General features: G+C 69.1%; 14 protein-coding genes. 9 read left to right on the top strand and 5 right to left on the bottom strand.

Annotated features, from left to right (window positions below; genetic code table 11):
* Nucleotides 1–52 precede the first annotated feature (52 nt).
* Genes ON29_RS15080 through ON29_RS15070 form a run of 3 tightly spaced genes read right to left on the bottom strand, consistent with a single transcriptional unit; the run spans nt 53 to nt 3256 of the window.
* Nucleotides 53–784: a glucose 1-dehydrogenase gene (locus ON29_RS15080; protein ID WP_040866858.1), complete on the bottom strand. Its 732-nt coding sequence runs from the start codon at nt 782–784 to the stop codon at nt 53–55.
* Complete coding sequence (gene kstD, locus ON29_RS15075) at nt 784–2487, bottom strand: 3-oxosteroid 1-dehydrogenase (RefSeq protein ID WP_040866857.1); 1704 nt, start codon at nt 2485–2487, stop codon at nt 784–786. The genes ON29_RS15080 and kstD overlap by 1 nt, the downstream gene beginning before the upstream one ends.
* Before the next feature lie 13 nt (nt 2488–2500).
* The gene (locus ON29_RS15070) at nt 2501–3256 is read right to left on the bottom strand and encodes a glucose 1-dehydrogenase (RefSeq protein ID WP_040866856.1); all 756 of its coding nucleotides are present in this window, start codon (nt 3254–3256) and stop codon (nt 2501–2503) included.
* A 217-nt stretch (nt 3257–3473) separates the two neighbouring features.
* Between ON29_RS15070 and ON29_RS15065 the strand changes: the two genes are divergently transcribed.
* The 4 genes from ON29_RS15065 to ON29_RS15050 are packed head-to-tail and all read left to right on the top strand — an operon-like array spanning nt 3474 to nt 6744.
* A complete protein-coding gene (locus tag ON29_RS15065) occupies nt 3474–4601 on the top strand; it encodes an LLM class flavin-dependent oxidoreductase (protein WP_040866855.1) in 1128 nt (375 codons plus the stop codon).
* A gap of 35 nt (nt 4602–4636) precedes the next feature.
* Nucleotides 4637–5395: a glucose 1-dehydrogenase gene (locus ON29_RS15060; protein ID WP_040866854.1), complete on the top strand. Its 759-nt coding sequence runs from the start codon at nt 4637–4639 to the stop codon at nt 5393–5395.
* Nucleotides 5396–5411: 16 nt separating this feature from the next.
* Nucleotides 5412–6359: a LipP1 family hormone-sensitive lipase gene (gene lipP1 / locus ON29_RS15055; protein WP_051175215.1), complete on the top strand. Its 948-nt coding sequence runs from the start codon at nt 5412–5414 to the stop codon at nt 6357–6359.
* A gap of 31 nt (nt 6360–6390) precedes the next feature.
* A complete protein-coding gene (locus tag ON29_RS15050; protein ID WP_063825318.1) occupies nt 6391–6744 on the top strand; it encodes a VOC family protein in 354 nt (117 codons plus the stop codon).
* A gap of 60 nt (nt 6745–6804) precedes the next feature.
* On the opposite strand, the gene ON29_RS15045 is transcribed toward ON29_RS15050, so the two are convergent.
* Both ON29_RS15045 and ON29_RS15040 read right to left on the bottom strand, forming a co-directional pair.
* The gene (locus ON29_RS15045; protein ID WP_245548961.1) at nt 6805–8370 is read right to left on the bottom strand and encodes a flavin-containing monooxygenase; all 1566 of its coding nucleotides are present in this window, start codon (nt 8368–8370) and stop codon (nt 6805–6807) included.
* 721 nt (nt 8371–9091) lie between these two features.
* Nucleotides 9092–9724, bottom strand: coding sequence for a TetR/AcrR family transcriptional regulator (locus ON29_RS15040; RefSeq protein WP_040866853.1), 633 nt, complete (start codon nt 9722–9724; stop codon nt 9092–9094).
* A 96-nt stretch (nt 9725–9820) separates the two neighbouring features.
* On the opposite strand from ON29_RS15040, the gene ON29_RS15035 reads away from it, so the two are divergent.
* Genes ON29_RS15035 through ON29_RS15015 form a run of 5 tightly spaced genes read left to right on the top strand, consistent with a single transcriptional unit; the run spans nt 9821 to nt 15663 of the window.
* Nucleotides 9821–10714, top strand: a complete 894-nt coding sequence (locus tag ON29_RS15035) for a metal-dependent hydrolase (protein ID WP_040866852.1) — start codon at nt 9821–9823, stop codon at nt 10712–10714.
* The gene (locus ON29_RS15030; protein ID WP_040866851.1) at nt 10711–11763 is read left to right on the top strand and encodes a PDR/VanB family oxidoreductase; all 1053 of its coding nucleotides are present in this window, start codon (nt 10711–10713) and stop codon (nt 11761–11763) included. The genes ON29_RS15035 and ON29_RS15030 overlap by 4 nt, the downstream gene beginning before the upstream one ends.
* Before the next feature lie 59 nt (nt 11764–11822).
* A complete protein-coding gene (locus ON29_RS15025) occupies nt 11823–13325 on the top strand; it encodes an aldehyde dehydrogenase family protein (RefSeq protein ID WP_040866850.1) in 1503 nt (500 codons plus the stop codon).
* A complete protein-coding gene (locus tag ON29_RS15020; RefSeq protein ID WP_040866849.1) occupies nt 13322–14788 on the top strand; it encodes a flavin-containing monooxygenase in 1467 nt (488 codons plus the stop codon). Before ON29_RS15025 ends, ON29_RS15020 begins: the two co-directional genes overlap by 4 nt.
* Complete coding sequence (locus ON29_RS15015; protein WP_040866848.1) at nt 14785–15663, top strand: SDR family oxidoreductase; 879 nt, start codon at nt 14785–14787, stop codon at nt 15661–15663. The genes ON29_RS15020 and ON29_RS15015 overlap by 4 nt, the downstream gene beginning before the upstream one ends.
* The last annotated feature ends 36 nt before the right edge of the window (nt 15664–15699 follow it).

Genomic DNA, 15699 nt, shown 5'->3' with positions numbered 1-15699 from the left:
TTTCCTTGTCTCGCTCGGCGGTCGATCCGCCGGGTTGCCCTGCCGGACGTCGTCACAGGGACGTGTAGCCGCCGTCGGCGACGAATTCCGAGCCGGTGCTGAAGCTCGACTCGTCGCTGATCAGGAACAGCACCAGGTTCGCCAGTTCCTCCGGCCGCCCGGCCCTGCGCATCGGCTGACTGCCCGACATGCCCTGCGAGCGAGTGGAATCGGCGGTCATCTCCGTGGCCACCACGCCGGGATGCACCGAATTGACCCGGATGTCGTCGGCGGCGAACTCCTGCGCGGCGGTCTTGGTCATGCCGCGCACGGCCCATTTGGACGCGGTGTAACCGAGGATGTCGGAGAAGGCGATGATGCCGCCGATCGAGGAGATGTTCACGATGGAGCCGCCGCCTGCCCGGCGCATCGATCCCAGCACCGCCTTCATGCCGAGGAACACCCCGACCTGGTTGACGTCGATCACCTTGCGGAAGTCGGCCTCCGACAACTTCTCGATCGGAGCGACGTGCACGATGCCCGCGTTGTTGACCAGACCGGAGACCGGCCCGAAAACTTCCTCGGTGTAGGCGATCACGTCGTTCCACGCCGACTCGTCGGTGACATCCAGCGGCAGGAAGGTCGCGGCGTCGCCCAGCTCGGCGGCCAGCGTCACGCCTTCGTCCACCAGCACATCGGTGATCACCACCGTGGCGCCCTCGGCGACCAGCCGCCGCGCGAAGGCCGCGCCCATCCCCCGTGCGCCGCCGGTGACGATGACGTTCTTACCGTCGATCCGTCCCATCAACGCTCTCCTTCCACTGCGTGCCGCGCGGTCGCGCCCGGCTGGTTGTCGGCGAGGTGACCGGCCGCGATGTAGCCGAACACCATGGCGGGGCCGATGGTCGCGCCCGCACCCGCGTAGTCGTTGCCCATCACCGAGGCCGAGTTGTTCCCCGCCGCGTACAGGCCAGGGATCGGCCGGTCGTCGGCGTCGAGGACGCGAGCGTGCTCGTCGGTGACCAGGCCGCCCTTGGTGCCCAGATCGCCCGGCACCATCTCCACGGCGTAGAACGGGCCCTGCTCGATCGGGGCCAGACACGGATTCGGCCGCACGGTCGGGTCGCCGTAGTAGCGGTCGTAGGCGGATTCGCCGCGCCGGAAGTCCTCGTCGCGACCGGCGCGGGCGAAGCGGTTGAAACGCTCCACCGTCGCGGTCAGCGCCGCGGGCGGCACACCGATCTTCGCCGCCAGTTCGGCCAAGGTCTCGGCTTGGTCGAGGATCCCGGCGTCCGCGTACTTCTGCGGGAGTGGACGTTTGGGGAAGTTGCCCAGGAACAGGTACCGGTCGCGGAAGCGCTGATCCATGATGAAGTACGCCGGAATGTGCCCGACGCCCGCCGCTTCCCGCTCGTACATCTTGTGCACCACGTCCACGTACGGGGCCGATTCGTTGACGAACCGTTCGCCCGCGTGGTTGACCATGATGCCGCCGGGCTGGGAGCGCTCGGCCAGGCAGAAGAACGGCGGGCCATCGGGATTGCGCACGGACGGGCCCCACCAGGCGTCGCCCATGAGATCTACCGCGCCACCGGCCTTCTGACCAGCGACGATGCCTTCACCCACGTTCTCGGTGGCGCCCACCGTCCACTCGGTGGACTGTGGCCCGCTCATGTACTGCTCGCGCATCCGCAGGTTGTGCTCGAAACCGCCCGCCGCCAGCACCACACCGCGGCGCGCCTTGATCACCACCGGCGTGCCGTCGTGCTCGGCGCGCACACCGACCACCGCGTCCGCCTCCGTGATCAGGTCGGTCAGCGGCGTGTTCAGCCACACCGGCACTCCGGCGTCACGCAGTGACAGCCACAGCCGGGCCGCGAGCGCCTTGCCCAGGCTCAGCGGCAGCCGTCCGCGTAGCTTGTTCCGCACCGCCTGCATACCGACCCTGATCGCGGTGCGCTTCCCGGCCCAGGTGCGGGCGATCATGTTCAGATCGTGGAAGTCGCTGACGGTGAACGCGATTCCCTTGGGGCCGGACATGGTCGGCTGATTGATCTTGTGCAGATCGCCGCCGAGCAAGCGTCCGTCCAGCGGCGCGGGTTCGATGCTGCGCCCCTGGGCCAGACCACCGGGGAACTCCGGGTGATAGTCGGAATAGCCGCGGTCGTAGACGAACTCCCAGTATCGGCTGCGAGCGCCGAGATAACGCATCATCTCGGGGCCGCGATCGAGGAAGGCCCGCTGTTTGGCCTCTGGAACCCGATCGCCCACCACCGCTTTCAGATAGGTGCGGGCCAGTTCCGGGCTGTCGGGCACGCCTTCGCGCTGCAACACCGGGTTGTTGGGGATCCAGATACCACCGCCCGACCGTGCCGTGGACCCGCCGAAGGATCTGCTCTTCTCGATCAGCGTCACCGACAGTCCACGGTAGGCGGCCGTCAGAGCGGCCGTCATGCCCGCGGCGCCGGAGCCGACGACCACCACATCGAATTCGAATTCCTGAGTCATCGCGTCGCTTCCGTCAGTAACCGCAACCGGTCAGCATGCCGCCGTCGACGACGAATTCGCCTCCGGTGCAGTAACTGGCCGCGTCCGAGGCCAGGAACACCGCCACGTGGGAGACCTCGACGGGCTGCCCCCAGCGCGGGATCGGCAGGCTCGCGAAGAAGCCGGCGCCGTCGACGCCGGAGGCTCCGGACACCGCGGCGGTCATGGGGGTGGCGATGCCACCGGGGTGCAGCGAGTTGACCCGGATACCCAGGTGCCCCAGCTCGCGAGCGGCCGACTTGGTGATGCCGCGGATGGCGAACTTGCTCGCGCTGTAGGCGGACAGACCGGCCGCGCCGACGAACCCTTCCACCGAGGAGACGTTCACGACCGACCCGCCTCCGGTTTCGGCGAGCGCGGGCGCGGCGGTCTTGATGCCGAGCCAGGTGCCGGTCACGTTGACGTTCATGATCGTGGTGAAGTCCGCCAAGGCCATCTCGGCGATCGGGACGAACCGCAGGATGCCCGCGTTGTTGACCACCGCGTCGAGCCGCCCGTAGTGGGTGAGGGCCTCCGACACCGCCGCGGACCAATCCGCTTCACTGGTCACGTCGTGGTGCACGTATCGCACCGCGGCACCGAGTTCCGCGGCCAGCGCCGTTCCCTCGTGGTCGAGCAGGTCACCGAACACCACGCGCGCGCCCTCGGCCACGAACCGTCGCACGTGCTCGGCACCCATCCCCCGCGCCCCGCCGGTGACCAGCGCCACCTTGCCGTCGAGTTGTCCCACCGAATTCCGTCCTCTCACCGTCGCTTGCTCACCGACGCTAGGTCGCCCATCGAGGCGGGGCACCGGACCGTCCCGGCCACCGGGACTAGGGCCTGACCTGAGAAGTTCCGGCGGACATATTTCGATTAGGCATACCGCTGCCGGCTGTCCCGCCCCGGGATCAGACACCCCGACGAAACCCGAAAACGCCCGATCGGGCGCTCGATAAGGAGACCGGATGAAGTTCTCGATGATCTTCGAAGCCCAGATGGCCGACCCGTCGCGCGAGCACGAGCACCAGGTGCTGCGCGACTGTGTCGAACAGGCGGTGCTCGCCGACGAGATGGGGTTCGACACCGTGTGGGCGGTCGAACACCACGGGCTGAAGTGGTACGCGCACATGAGCGCCCCGGAGGTCTTCCTGACCTGGGTGGCCGCCAAGACCGAGCGGATTCGGATCGGGCACGGCGTGGTGTGCATGCCGTTCAACTTCAACCACCCGGTGCGCGCGGCCGAACGCGCCGCGATGCTCGACGTGCTGTCCGGCGGACGGCTCAACCTCGGCGCGGGCCGCGGCGCGACGCCGGTGGAGACCTCCATGTGCGGTGTCGACCCCGAGCGTACCTACCAGGAGGTGGAGGAGTCGCTACGGATGATCGGCAAGGCGTGGCAGGATCCGGAAGCCGAATTCGAGTACAACGGCGAACTGTTGCAGGTCTCGCCGCATTCACTGCTGCCGCGGCCGGAGCAGTTGCCCCATCCGCCGCTGTTCATGGCCTGCACCAAGAAGGACACGCTGAAGATGGCCGCCGACTACGGAATCGGCGCGCTGGTGCTGGGTTTCGCGGGCGTGGAGGAGATCGCGGAACTGCGCCGCACCTACGACGAGGCGATCGCCGCGCGCACGGGTGAGCGTTTCGTGTCGACCGTGGTGAACGATCATTTCGCGGCGCTGTGCCCGACCATCGTTCTCGACGACCGGGAGAAGGCCCAGCGGATCGGCGCCCGCGGGCAGCGCTTCTTCGCGCAATCCATCAAGCACTACTACGGCGCGGGCCCGGCGCCCGACGAGGCCGTCGATCCGAACGCCGACGAGCTCGCCGCGATCAAGCAGGCCGCCGACGCCCACGTCGCCTACCTGCACGAGGCCAAGATTCCGGTGCAGACCGGCGCCACCTCGGTCTTCAACGCCGACCACGCCTACGGCAGCCCCGAGGACGCCATCGCCTACGTCGAGCGTCTGCAGGCCGCGGGCGCCGACGAGATCCTCTGCCTGATCCAGATGGGCACGGTGCCGCAGGAGGCCTGCCTGGAGACCATCCGGCACTGGGGCGAGAAGGTCATCCCCCACTTCCGCAACAGCTGATCTCGGCGATCGCCGACGACAACGAGGAGTTCGACATGGTTGACCTGAGTGGGAAGGTCGCCCTGATCACCGGCGCGGCCCGGGGACAGGGCGCCGCCGAGGCGCGGCTGTTCGTGCAGCGCGGCGCCCGCGTGGTGATCACCGACGTGCTGGAGGAAGAAGGCACCCGGCTGGCCGAATCGCTCGGCGCCGCAGCACGTTTCGTGCGGCACGACGTCGGCGGTGACGAGGACTGGGAAGTCGCCGTGACCGAGGCGGTCTCGGCGTTCGGCAAGCTGGATGTCCTGGTGAACAACGCCGCCATCTATACCGCGAAGCCGCTGGCCGAGACCACGCCGGAGGAATTCGAGCGCATTCTGCGCGTGAACCTGATCGGGGCGTTCCGCGGCATCCGGGCAGCGGTCGGTCCGATGACGCGGGCGGGCGGCGGTTCGATCGTCAACATCTCCTCGCAAGCGGGGCTGGAAGGGCTGATGGGTCACGCCGCCTACGGCTCCTCGAAATGGGGACTGCGCGGCCTGACCAAGACCGCCGCGCTCGAGCTGGGCCCGGCCGCGATCCGGGTCAACTCGGTGCACCCCGGCCCGATCGCGACGCCGATGGTCCCGTACCTGACCACCGGGCCGGGCAGCTTCCCGTCCTTGCCGCTGCAACGCACCGGCGTACCGGAAGAGGTCGCCGAACTGGTCGCGTTCCTGGCCTCCGACGCCTCGGCCTACATCACCGGCGCCGAGGTGACGATCGACGGCGGCTTGGCGGCGGGCAAGTTCCTGCCACCGGACGCCCAGCACTAGCGAAGGAGCGAGCCGGATGCCGCTGACACCCGAAGCGCAGGTGGTCGTCGATGCCGCAAGCGCCGCGTTTCCCGCGTTGGGCACCGAAGTGCTCGACGCCACCGAGGCACGGCGGCTGCTCGCCGCGCGTGCCGCACCGGCCGCGGAGCCGATCCCGGTCGCCGAGGTGTGGGAGCGGCGGATCCCCGGTCCACCGAGCGCACCCGAGGTCCGGGTCCGGATCTATCGGCCCGCGAGCGCCATGGCGCCGGCTCCGACGGTGGTCTTCTGCCACGGCGGTGGGTTCGTGATCTGCGGCCTCGACAGCCATGACCGGTTCTGCCGGGCCATGGCAGTCGGAGCGGACGCGGTCGTGGTGTCGGTGGACTACCGGCAGGCGCCCGAACACCGGTTTCCCGCAGCGGCCGAGGACGCGTACGCGGCGCTGTGCTGGGTCGCCGACCACATCGGGTCGCTGGGCGGCGATCCCGCCCGCCTCGTGGTGGCGGGGGACAGCGCGGGCGGAAACCTCGCCGCCGTGACGGCGTTGATGGCACGAGATCGCGGCGGCCCCGAGATCGCCCGGCAGCTGCTGCTGTATCCCATGCTCGACCCGGCCTGCGACAGCGCGTCCTACCGGGAGAACGCCGACGGCTATTTCACCACCGCCGCGCACCTGCGCTGGTACTGGCGCCAATACCTGGGTTCGCACGACGGCGCCGACCCGTACGCCGACCCGCTCGGCGCCGACCTGTCCGGACTCCCGCCCGCGCACATCGTCACCGCCGAATTCGATCCACTGCGCGATGAGGGCGAAGACTACGGGCATCGGCTGCGGCGAGCCGGTGTCGCGGCCGAGATCCGCCGATACGACGGGATGTTCCACGGCTTCATGAGCATGGCCGACACCCTGCCCGAGGCGGTACTGGCGAACACCGCCGCATACTCGGCCGTTGGTGCCGCCTACGCCCGGCGGCGTCCCTGACCGAGCCCGCACACACAGTTACGGAGCACAGATGACGATCCAGCGAATCGGCCCCGCCTACCCCACCGACGACCTGCCCACCACCGTGGCACTGCTGACCGCCGTCTTCGGCGCCGGGCCCACCGTGCTGGACGGCGACCGCTGGGCCCAGTTCGACAGCAATGGCGTCCGGGTCATGCTCGCGGGCACCGACCGCGACGACGACACCCCGTTCCTCGCGATCAAGGTGGACGATCTGGATCTCGCGCTCAACCGGTTGCGCACCGGAGGTTTCGAGGTTGCGCAACCGGTCACCGGACCGCACGAGCGCCGCGCCGTCATACGCCCGGCACCCGGTTCCGTCTGGCACATCGCGCTCTACGAACCGAGCACTCCCCAGCCGTGACACGACCGAGCCGACGCGGACACCGAACCAGCGGTGCGAGCGCGGCTCGGCCGAGCCCGCTCATTCGGCGCGGATCACCGTCGGTCCTTCGGATTGCACCGACGGCGCGGACTTCCTCGTCCACTTCACTCGTTTCGAGCGCTTCCGATCCGGCGTGGCCGGATCGGACGCAACGGTGCCGAACGATTCGGACGGCGGTCGCCGCATAGCGCGGTCGAACGTGCGGGCCGAGGCAGGCCACGGATTGGTGACGCGCCCACTGTCGTGCTTGTACCAAATCGGTCCCATGGCGGGCCAGACCGTCTTCGCGACAGCTCGCTCGATCCACTCCTGGTGTGTCCGCATCGCGGACGCGCGGACTTCGATCGTGGCGGCGCCGATCCGGTCGCGCCAGCGCAGGCAACGAATGATGTAGTCGATCTGGCATTCCTTCATCCCGGGATTACTTCCCGCGGGGTTGAAGCTGTTCGGTCCGGCGATCAGGAAGGCGTTCGGAAACCCGGGTACCGCCACCCCCAGGAGCGCTGTCGCGCCCGAGCGCCATTGGTCGTGCAGCAGAACTCCCCCGCGTCCGCGCACGGTGATCGGAACCAGGAATTCCGGAGCGCGGAAGCCGGTGGCGTAGATGATGACGTCGGCCCGATGGTGCGCGCCGTCGGTGGTGAGCAGTCCGTCGCGGGTGATCCGGGCGATCGGGGCGGTCACCAGCTCGACGTTGTCCCGGGTCAGCGTCGAGTAGTAGTCGCTGTCGAAGATGATGCGCTTGCCCCCGAGCGGATAGTCGGGCGTGAGTTTCGCGCGCAGCCGTGGGTCCTCGATCCGGCTGTGCAGATACCGTCGGGCAGCCCATTCGGCGGGACGCGCCGACCAACCCCGGCGCATGATCGGCGCGAGCACGACGTCGGCACCGTAGTACAGGGCTCGGCGGTAGAGACGGTGGGCGCCGGGCAGCCGCAGCGCCGTTCGGGCGAGCGGTCCGAAATCGGCCGGCGGTTTGGGCAGTACCCAGTGCGGTGTGCGCTGAAAGACGCGGACGTGGCGGGCGGTCGCGGCCAAGGTCGGCAGCATCTGTGCCGCGCTCGAGCCCGTGCCGATCACGGCCACGTCCACCCCACGTAGGTTCTGGCTGTGGTCCCACCGGGCGGAATGGAAGGACGGTCCGGCGAAATCCGCCCGTCCGGCGATGTCGGGAACGTTCGGCCGGTGCAGCTGTCCGACGGCGAAGATCACCACGCGCGCGAACACGCGCTGACCATCGCAGGTGGTCAGTTCCCAGCCGCCCCGGTCTTCCAGATAGGTGGCCTCGCTGATCGCGGTGCCCAATCTCAGGTGCGGCGCCAAGCCGTGGTCGGCGGCGACCTGGCGCAGGTACTCCAGGATCTCCGACTGGCGCGGAAACCGGGTGCGCCGACTGCGGTAAGGGGCGAACGAGAACGAATACAAGTGGGACGGCACATCACAGGAGCACCCCGGATAGGTGTTGTCCCGCCAGACCCCGCCCACGTCGCCGCCCCGCTCGAAGATCACGAAATCGGTGATCCCGGCCCGTCGCAACCCGACTCCCATCCCGATGCCGCCGAACCCCGCGCCGACGACAGCCACCTCGCAGGTCATCGCGTTTGCCACCCCTCCTCCTTCACAGCGCATAGTCAACATTGAGCTACCTGAACTCTTCGTTGGCTGAAGCGCTGCGGATGGCAAGATCGTCGTGGGTATTCGGCCTCCCCTGGCAAGCCAGAAGTGCGCGGCCCCACCGCAAAAGGATTCGTGACAGGATCAGCGGGACGATGCCCGGCGACCCGTCCACGGCCGCTCGACAACCTGCGGCGCACAGTCCGTGCCCCGATTTCCGAGCCGAACAGCACACCTTTCGCTATTCAGGGGAGACGGTGGAGATCCGCATCGTTCCAGGCCGGAGGACATGTCGGCTTCCCGCCGAACCACGCACGAGGTCCCGCGCCCCGGCTACCCACGCCACACCGGAGCGCTCCGTCACCGAGCGTGACCGTGAGTGCAGGTTCGTCGGGGCGCTCGGCAACGGCACATCACAATTCGCGATCCGAGCGATCGATTTTATCGGCCGAGACGAAATCGGCTGAAGCACACCGAGAAAGAGGAACACGCCACCGGCGCCGACTCACAGCGGCGACGCCACGGGCGGGCAGGAGAAACCGACTCCGCCCTTCCTCGCCCGGACATCGCTCGGGTGAGTTCCTGAGCCCGCCGGACATTTCTCCGGCTCCGCGCAAACCCTACAAGTCACCGAATGTGGTTGCCGCGCCGGAACGGAGGATTCACCCGCGGCACATCCGCGTGCCGGTTCTCGTCGACCGGATGCGCCCGAGTGTCAGCCGGACACGGCGTCGGGTCCGGCCACTACCGGCACGAGGTACGTTCGGGCGAAATCGCCGAGCTGCTCGTCGGTTCGGAGTTCGGTGAGGCCGTGCGGCGCGAGGATCAGCGAATGGACGATCCGGCACACGATCTCGGCGCGAGTGGTCAGATCCGTCGCGGGCGGGAGGATCCCCCGCTCGACGGCACGCTGGAGCGCGACATCGGTCGTGTGCACGGACATCGCGAACGGACCCGCGCCGTCGACGGTGAGTTTGAGGACCACGCGCGCCGGTTCCAGCGCCAGCATGCGTTCGACCAGCGGGTTCGTGCGCCAGCGGGTGATGACGGTGACGAAGATGTCGGCGACCAGATCGCCGAGGTCGTCGTGACGGTCGGCGATCTCGGTGATCTCGGCGAGCACCGCGGCCACCTCCCGACTGATCACGGCTTGCACCAGGTCGTCGCGGCCTCCGACGTGGCGATAGACCGTCACCCGGTCCACACCCGCCTTCCGGGCCACTTCCTCGATCGTCGTCTTCTTGACGCCGACCTGCTCGAACTGCACCAGAGCCGCGTCCAAGATCCGGGTGACCAAATTTCCGGCGACGTTTTCGCTGCTCGCGGTGGCTTTCGAGGCGGTGGGCATAGGCCAACGCTAGCAAAACCACCCCTTCCTGCAACATTCGAACCGGGTTGTTGCTGCAACATTGCAATACGATTTGTAGCTATGTAGGGTCGGGGCATGGCTGAGCAGGTAGGCGCGTCGGAGCGCCCGTATCGCGACGAAGCGCATGCCATCCATGCGCGCGACGTCCATTTCGATTTCGATTCGGTGCCTATGCACTACGTGCCGGGCGAGGCCTTGGCCACCCACATCGTCAATGTCATGCACCTGGTGCTGCCCGAAGGGGAACGAGCCATGGCGCAGGCGCTGGCCGAGGCCCTCCCGCACATCGACGACGAGCGGTTGCGAGAGGAGGTGACGGGGTTCATCGGGCAGGAGACCATGCACGCGAGCAGCCACGAGGCCGCGCGCAGGCATCTGCAATCCATCGGCCTGGACGTCGAGTCGTATGTCACCAAGGTCGCCTGGCTGGTCGATCGCATCCTGGGCGACCACGGCCTGACCGGGCGCGCCAAGGAAGAGTGGCTCAAGGAACGGCTCGGCCTGTTCGCGGGCATGGAGCACTACACAGCGGTCCTCGGGGAATGGCTGCTCAACGCCGACATCCTCGAAGCCAAGGGCATGCACCCGGCGATGCTGGACCTGGTCCGGTGGCACGGCGCCGAAGAGGTGGAGCATCGCAGCGTCGTCTACGACGCGTTCATGCATCTGGACGGCAGCTACGCGCGCAAGGCCCGCACGGCGCTCCTGGCCAGCGCGACGTTGCTGCCGCTGTTCATCGTCTCGACCGCCTATCTGTACCGGAAGGACCCGTCGCCGCGGAAAGGCCGGTTCTGGGGTCTGCAGTTCTGGAGCGCGACCCGGCGCGGCGTCATCCCGAAATGGACGGTCTTCTTCACCGAGATGCCGCGGTACCTGCGGCCGGGCTTCCATCCGTCCCAGTTGGGGCCGATGGACAACGCCCTGCGCTATCTGGCGCACTCGCCTGCCGCGCGGGCGGCGAACCGATGAGCGGAGCGCCCACCGTGACCGACCGCCCGGCGCCGGCGGGACTGCGGCTGATCGGCGATGTCATGGACATCTACCGGAAGGTGTTCGTCACCGGACGCGCCGCGCCGCTCCTGTCGCGCCCGAACATGGTGCGCGGCACGGGATTCGACTTCGACACCACCATCGCAGCGATCGATCGACCGGCCGCCGACGTCGTCGGCCTGACGTTGCGCGCCGCCGGTGGCGGTCCGCTGCCCGCGTGGCGGCCCGGCGCTCACGTGGACGTCTTCTTGCCCTCGGGACGCCAGCGTCAGTACTCGCTGTGCGGCGACCCGAACGACCGGTTCCGGTATCGCATCGCGGTGCGGCTCATCCCGGAGGGCGGCGGTGGGTCCCGCGAAATACACCGCTCGCTGCGAGTCGGCGACGGTCTGCGGATTCGCGGGCCGCGCAACGCCTTCACCTTCGTCGAGGCGCCGTCGTATCTGTTCCTGGCCGGTGGCATCGGCATCACGCCGATCAAACCCATGGTCCAGGCCGCGGGTGCCCGTGGGCGCCTGGTGTACGTCGGACGCTCGCGCGCCACCATGCCGTTCCTCGCCGACCTCCCCGATGCCGAGGTCAGGCCGGACGACGAATTCGGCCCACCTGATGTCGCCGCCCTGTTGTCGCGTGCCGAACCCGGCGCGGCGGTGTACGTGTGCGGGCCGCCGCCGATGTTGGAGGCGGCGCAGCGGTGCATGTTCGAACTCAACCCGACCGGCTCGCTGCACACCGAACGGTTCTCCGCGCTCCCGGTCGCCGACGGCGCGGAATTCGACCTCACCTTGGCCCGCACCGGCACCACCGTCCGGGTCGCGGCCGGCGAAACGGCGCTCACCGCGATCCACCGCGCGCTGCCCGATACCCCCTACTCCTGCCGCCAGGGTTTCTGCGGCACCTGCAAGGTCGCGGTCGTCTCCGGCGCCGTCGACCACCGCGACCGCTTGCTCACCGCCGCCGAACGCGAGAACCAGATGCTGGTCTGCGTCTCCCGCGCCGCGGGCGACCACCTCGTGGTCGACCTCTGAGACCGCCACACGAAAGGGACAGCGTTGTCTATCCGTCGCCGATCGAGCGAGACGACCCGATGAGCGTCTCGACCGGCCAGCCCGCACCGTCCGCGGTGTCGACCTTCGATGTGCACGACCCGGCCACCGGCGCGGTCGTCGGCACCTACCCGGTCCACGACCGCCATGCCGTCGATGCCGCCGTCGCCACGGCCCACCGGGCCGCGGCCTGGTGGCGCGACCTCGGCTTCGCCGGGCGCGCGCGGCACCTGGACGCCTGGCGCGGCGAGATCGCCTCGGGCCGTGCGGAATTGGCCGAGGTGATCCACCGCGAGATGGGCAAGCCGATCTCCGACGCCAAGCTCGAGATCGCCATGGCACTCGAACACCTGCGGTGGGCGGCGCGCAATGCCGAGAAGGTGCTCGGACGCCGTAGCGTGCCGTCGAGCCTGCTGACGTTCAACCACGCGGCCACGGTCGAATACCGTCCCCTCGGGGTGGTCGGCGTCATCGGCCCGTGGAACTACCCGGTCTTCACTCCGCTCGGTTCCATCTCGTTCGCGCTGGCCGCCGGAAACGCCGTGGTGTTCAAACCCAGCGAGTACACCCCCGGCGTCGGGCTGTGGCTCGCGCAGGCCTTCGCCCGCACCGCGCCCGCCGAGCCGGTGCTCCAGGTGATCACCGGGCTCGGCGATACCGGGAACGCGTTGTGCCGCAGCGAAGTCGGCAAGATCGGGTTCACCGGTTCCACCGCCACCGGCAAGCTGGTCATGGCCGCCTGCGCGGAGAATCTCACGCCGGTGCTGATGGAGTGCGGCGGCAAGGACGCGCTCATCGTGGACGCCGACGCCGACCTCGAGGCCGCCGCCGACGCGGCGGTGTGGGGCGGATTGTCCAACGCGGGGCAGACCTGTCTGGCCGTGGAGCGCGTGTACGTCCATGCCGATGTCTACGACGAGTTCCTCGCGAAGCTGGTGGCGGCGGCGGCCGAGATCGAGGCGGGCGGGGAGGGCTCGCGAATCGGACCCATCACCATGCCGAAACAGCTTTCCATCATCCGCCGCCACATCGAGGACGCCGTCGCGCGCGGCGCGCGGGCTGTGCTCGGCGGCCCGGACACGATCGATCGCCAGTTCGTCCAGCCGACCATCCTGGTCGACGTCCCCGAGGACGCGGCCGCGGTGACGGAGGAGACCTTCGGTCCCACCCTGACGGTGACCAGGGTCCGGGACATGGACGAGGCCGTCGAGTTGGTCAACCGCGGAGCGTACGGGCTGGGCGGCACCGTCTTCGCCCGCCGTCGCGGGCGCGAGATCGCCGACCGCATCCGCGCGGGCGGCACCTCGATCAACGCCTTCGTCGCGCACGCCACCATCCCCGCTCTGCCGCTCGGCGGTGTGGGCGCCTCGGGCTTCGGCCGTGTGCACGGCCCGGACGGCCTCCGCGAATTCACCTACGCCAAAGCCACGACGCGCCAGCGCTTCCCGTCCCCGCTGCCGCTCACCTCGTTCCGGCGCGACCATCGCGCGGACGCGATCGCCGACCTGCTCGTCGGGATTCTGCACGGAAGGAAGCACCAGTGACATCCGACCCGATCGAGCACACACCCGTAGCGATCGTCGGCGCGGGACTGGGCGGCATCGGCCTGGCGATCAAGCTGCGCGAGGCCGGATTCGACGACCTGGTCATCCTCGAACGAGCCGACGACCTCGGCGGCACCTGGAGCGCCAACACCTACCCCGGTTGCGCATGCGATGTGCCCTCGCACCTCTACAGCTACTCCTTCGCGCCCAATCCCGACTGGTCGCGCACCTACGGCAGGCAGGGTGAAATCCTCGACTACCTGCGCACGGTGGCCGTCGAACACGATGTCGTGCGGCACATCAGGTTCGGCGCCGAATTGCTCGACGCCCGGTGGGACGAGCAGCGTTCGCTCTGGCTCATCGAGACCTCGCGAGGAACGCTCACCGCGGACTTCCTGCTCTCCGCCGCCGGGCTCTTCGCCGAGGCGAAGTATCCGCAGCTACCCGGCATGGACTCGTTCGCGGGCAGGTCATTCCACTCCCTGCACTGGGATCACGGCCACGATCTCACCGGCGAGCGGGTCGCGGTGATCGGCACCGGCGCCTCGGCGGTGCAGTTCGTCCCGGAGATCCAGCCGAAGGTGGCCCAGCTGCTGCTGTTCCAGCGATCGGCCCCGTGGATCGTCCCGCGCATGGATCGCCGCACCCGCGACCTGGAGCGGCGGCTGCTCCGGCGTATACCGCTGGCGCAGCGCGCGATCCGCGGCGGGTTCTACGCGGCGATCGAGACGTTCGGGCTCATCTCGCTGGTCGACCAGCGCTTCCGGCACCCCTACGAAGCACTGGGCCGCTGGCAGCTGCTGCGCCAGGTGCGCGATCGGGAGCTGCGCGAGAAGCTCACACCCGACTACGTCATCGGGTGCAAACGCGCCATCTTCTCCGACACCTACCTCCCGGCGCTCGACCAGCCGAACGTCGACGTGGTCACCCAACCGATCGCCGAGATCCGGCCGCACTCGATCCTGCTGCGCGACGGCAGCGAGCACCCGGTGGACACCATCATCTTCGGCACCGGCTTCACCTCGATCCCGACCGCCTACGAACGCTACGCCGGACGCGACGGGCAAACGCTCGCCCAGCTCTACCGTCGACGACCGCAGAGCTACCTCGGTGTGGCGGTGGCCGGGTTCCCCAACTTCTTCTGCACACTCGGTCCCTTCGGCGCCGCCGGTAACCAGTCCGCGATCTACATGATCGAATCCCAGATCGCGTACATCGTCGACGCCCTGCGCCACGCACGGTCCTCCGGCGCGCGCCGCGTCGAGGTGCGCCCGGAGGCGCAGGCGGCTTTCGTCGCGGAGATGGCGCGCCGGAGCTCGTCGACGGTATGGCTGACCGGCGGTTGCCGCAGCTACTACCAGACGCCCGACGGGCTCAACGCTGGCCTGTATCCGAACTGGAGTTTCGAATACCGGCAGCGCACCAGCCGATTCGACACCGAAGCCTACGAGGTGAGCCGATGATCGACGACATCTTCTCGATCGGCCGCAAGCGCCGGAGCTATTCGGTCGAGGGCCGGGTCGCGCTCATCACGGGCGCGGGCCACGGCATCGGGCGCGAACTGGCGGATGTCCTACACGACCGGCGGGCCTCGGTCGTCCTCGTCGACGTCGACCAGGACGCGGTCGGCGCGGCCGCCGCGACGCTGGGCGAGCGCGCCCTCGCCATCGCCGCCGACGTCACCGACCGCGCGGCGATGCGCGCGGCGATCGACCGGGCCGCCGGGCATTTCGGCCGCTTGGACGTGGTGGTGGCGAATGCGGGCGTGGTGCCCCGCCCGGCGACGGTGCGCACGCTCGACGGGCGGGACTTCGATCGGGTCATGGACATCAACCTCACCGGTGTGTTCAACACGGTGCGGCCCGCGCTCGACCACGTCGTCACCGCGGGCGGTCACGTGGTCGTGGTGTCGTCGTGCGCCGCCTTCGCGCCCGGTATGGCGGGAGCCCCGTACATGATCAGCAAAGCGGCGGTCGAACAGCTCGGCCGGGCGCTGCGCGTGGAACTGGCCCCCTTCGGCGCTTCGGCGGGCATCGCCTATTTCGGCATCGTGGACACCCGGATGACACACGACACCCTCGATTACGACGAACTCGGCCGAGAACTGGACGACCTGCTGCCCTGGCCGTTGAACGTGCGGATCTCGGCCGCGCAGGCCGCCGGGACCATCGCCGACGGCATCGAGCGGCGCGCGGCGCGCACCATCGCACCGGCGGGCTGGGAGCCCTACGCCCTGCTGCGCGGAGCGATCAACGTCGTGCTCGACAGCGCACTCGCTCGCGACACCCGCGTGCACGACCTGCTGCGCCGGGTCGAAGCCCGCGCGACCCCGTCGTAACCTCCGAGCCCGTGTCATTCCGCATGCGGTCGCCGT

Source organism: Nocardia exalbida NBRC 100660 (genome assembly GCF_000308575.1).
Taxonomy (GTDB): domain Bacteria; phylum Actinomycetota; class Actinomycetes; order Mycobacteriales; family Mycobacteriaceae; genus Nocardia; species Nocardia exalbida.
Note: the sequence above shows the minus strand (reverse complement) of the source record. Positions and strands in the feature narration are given on the sequence as shown.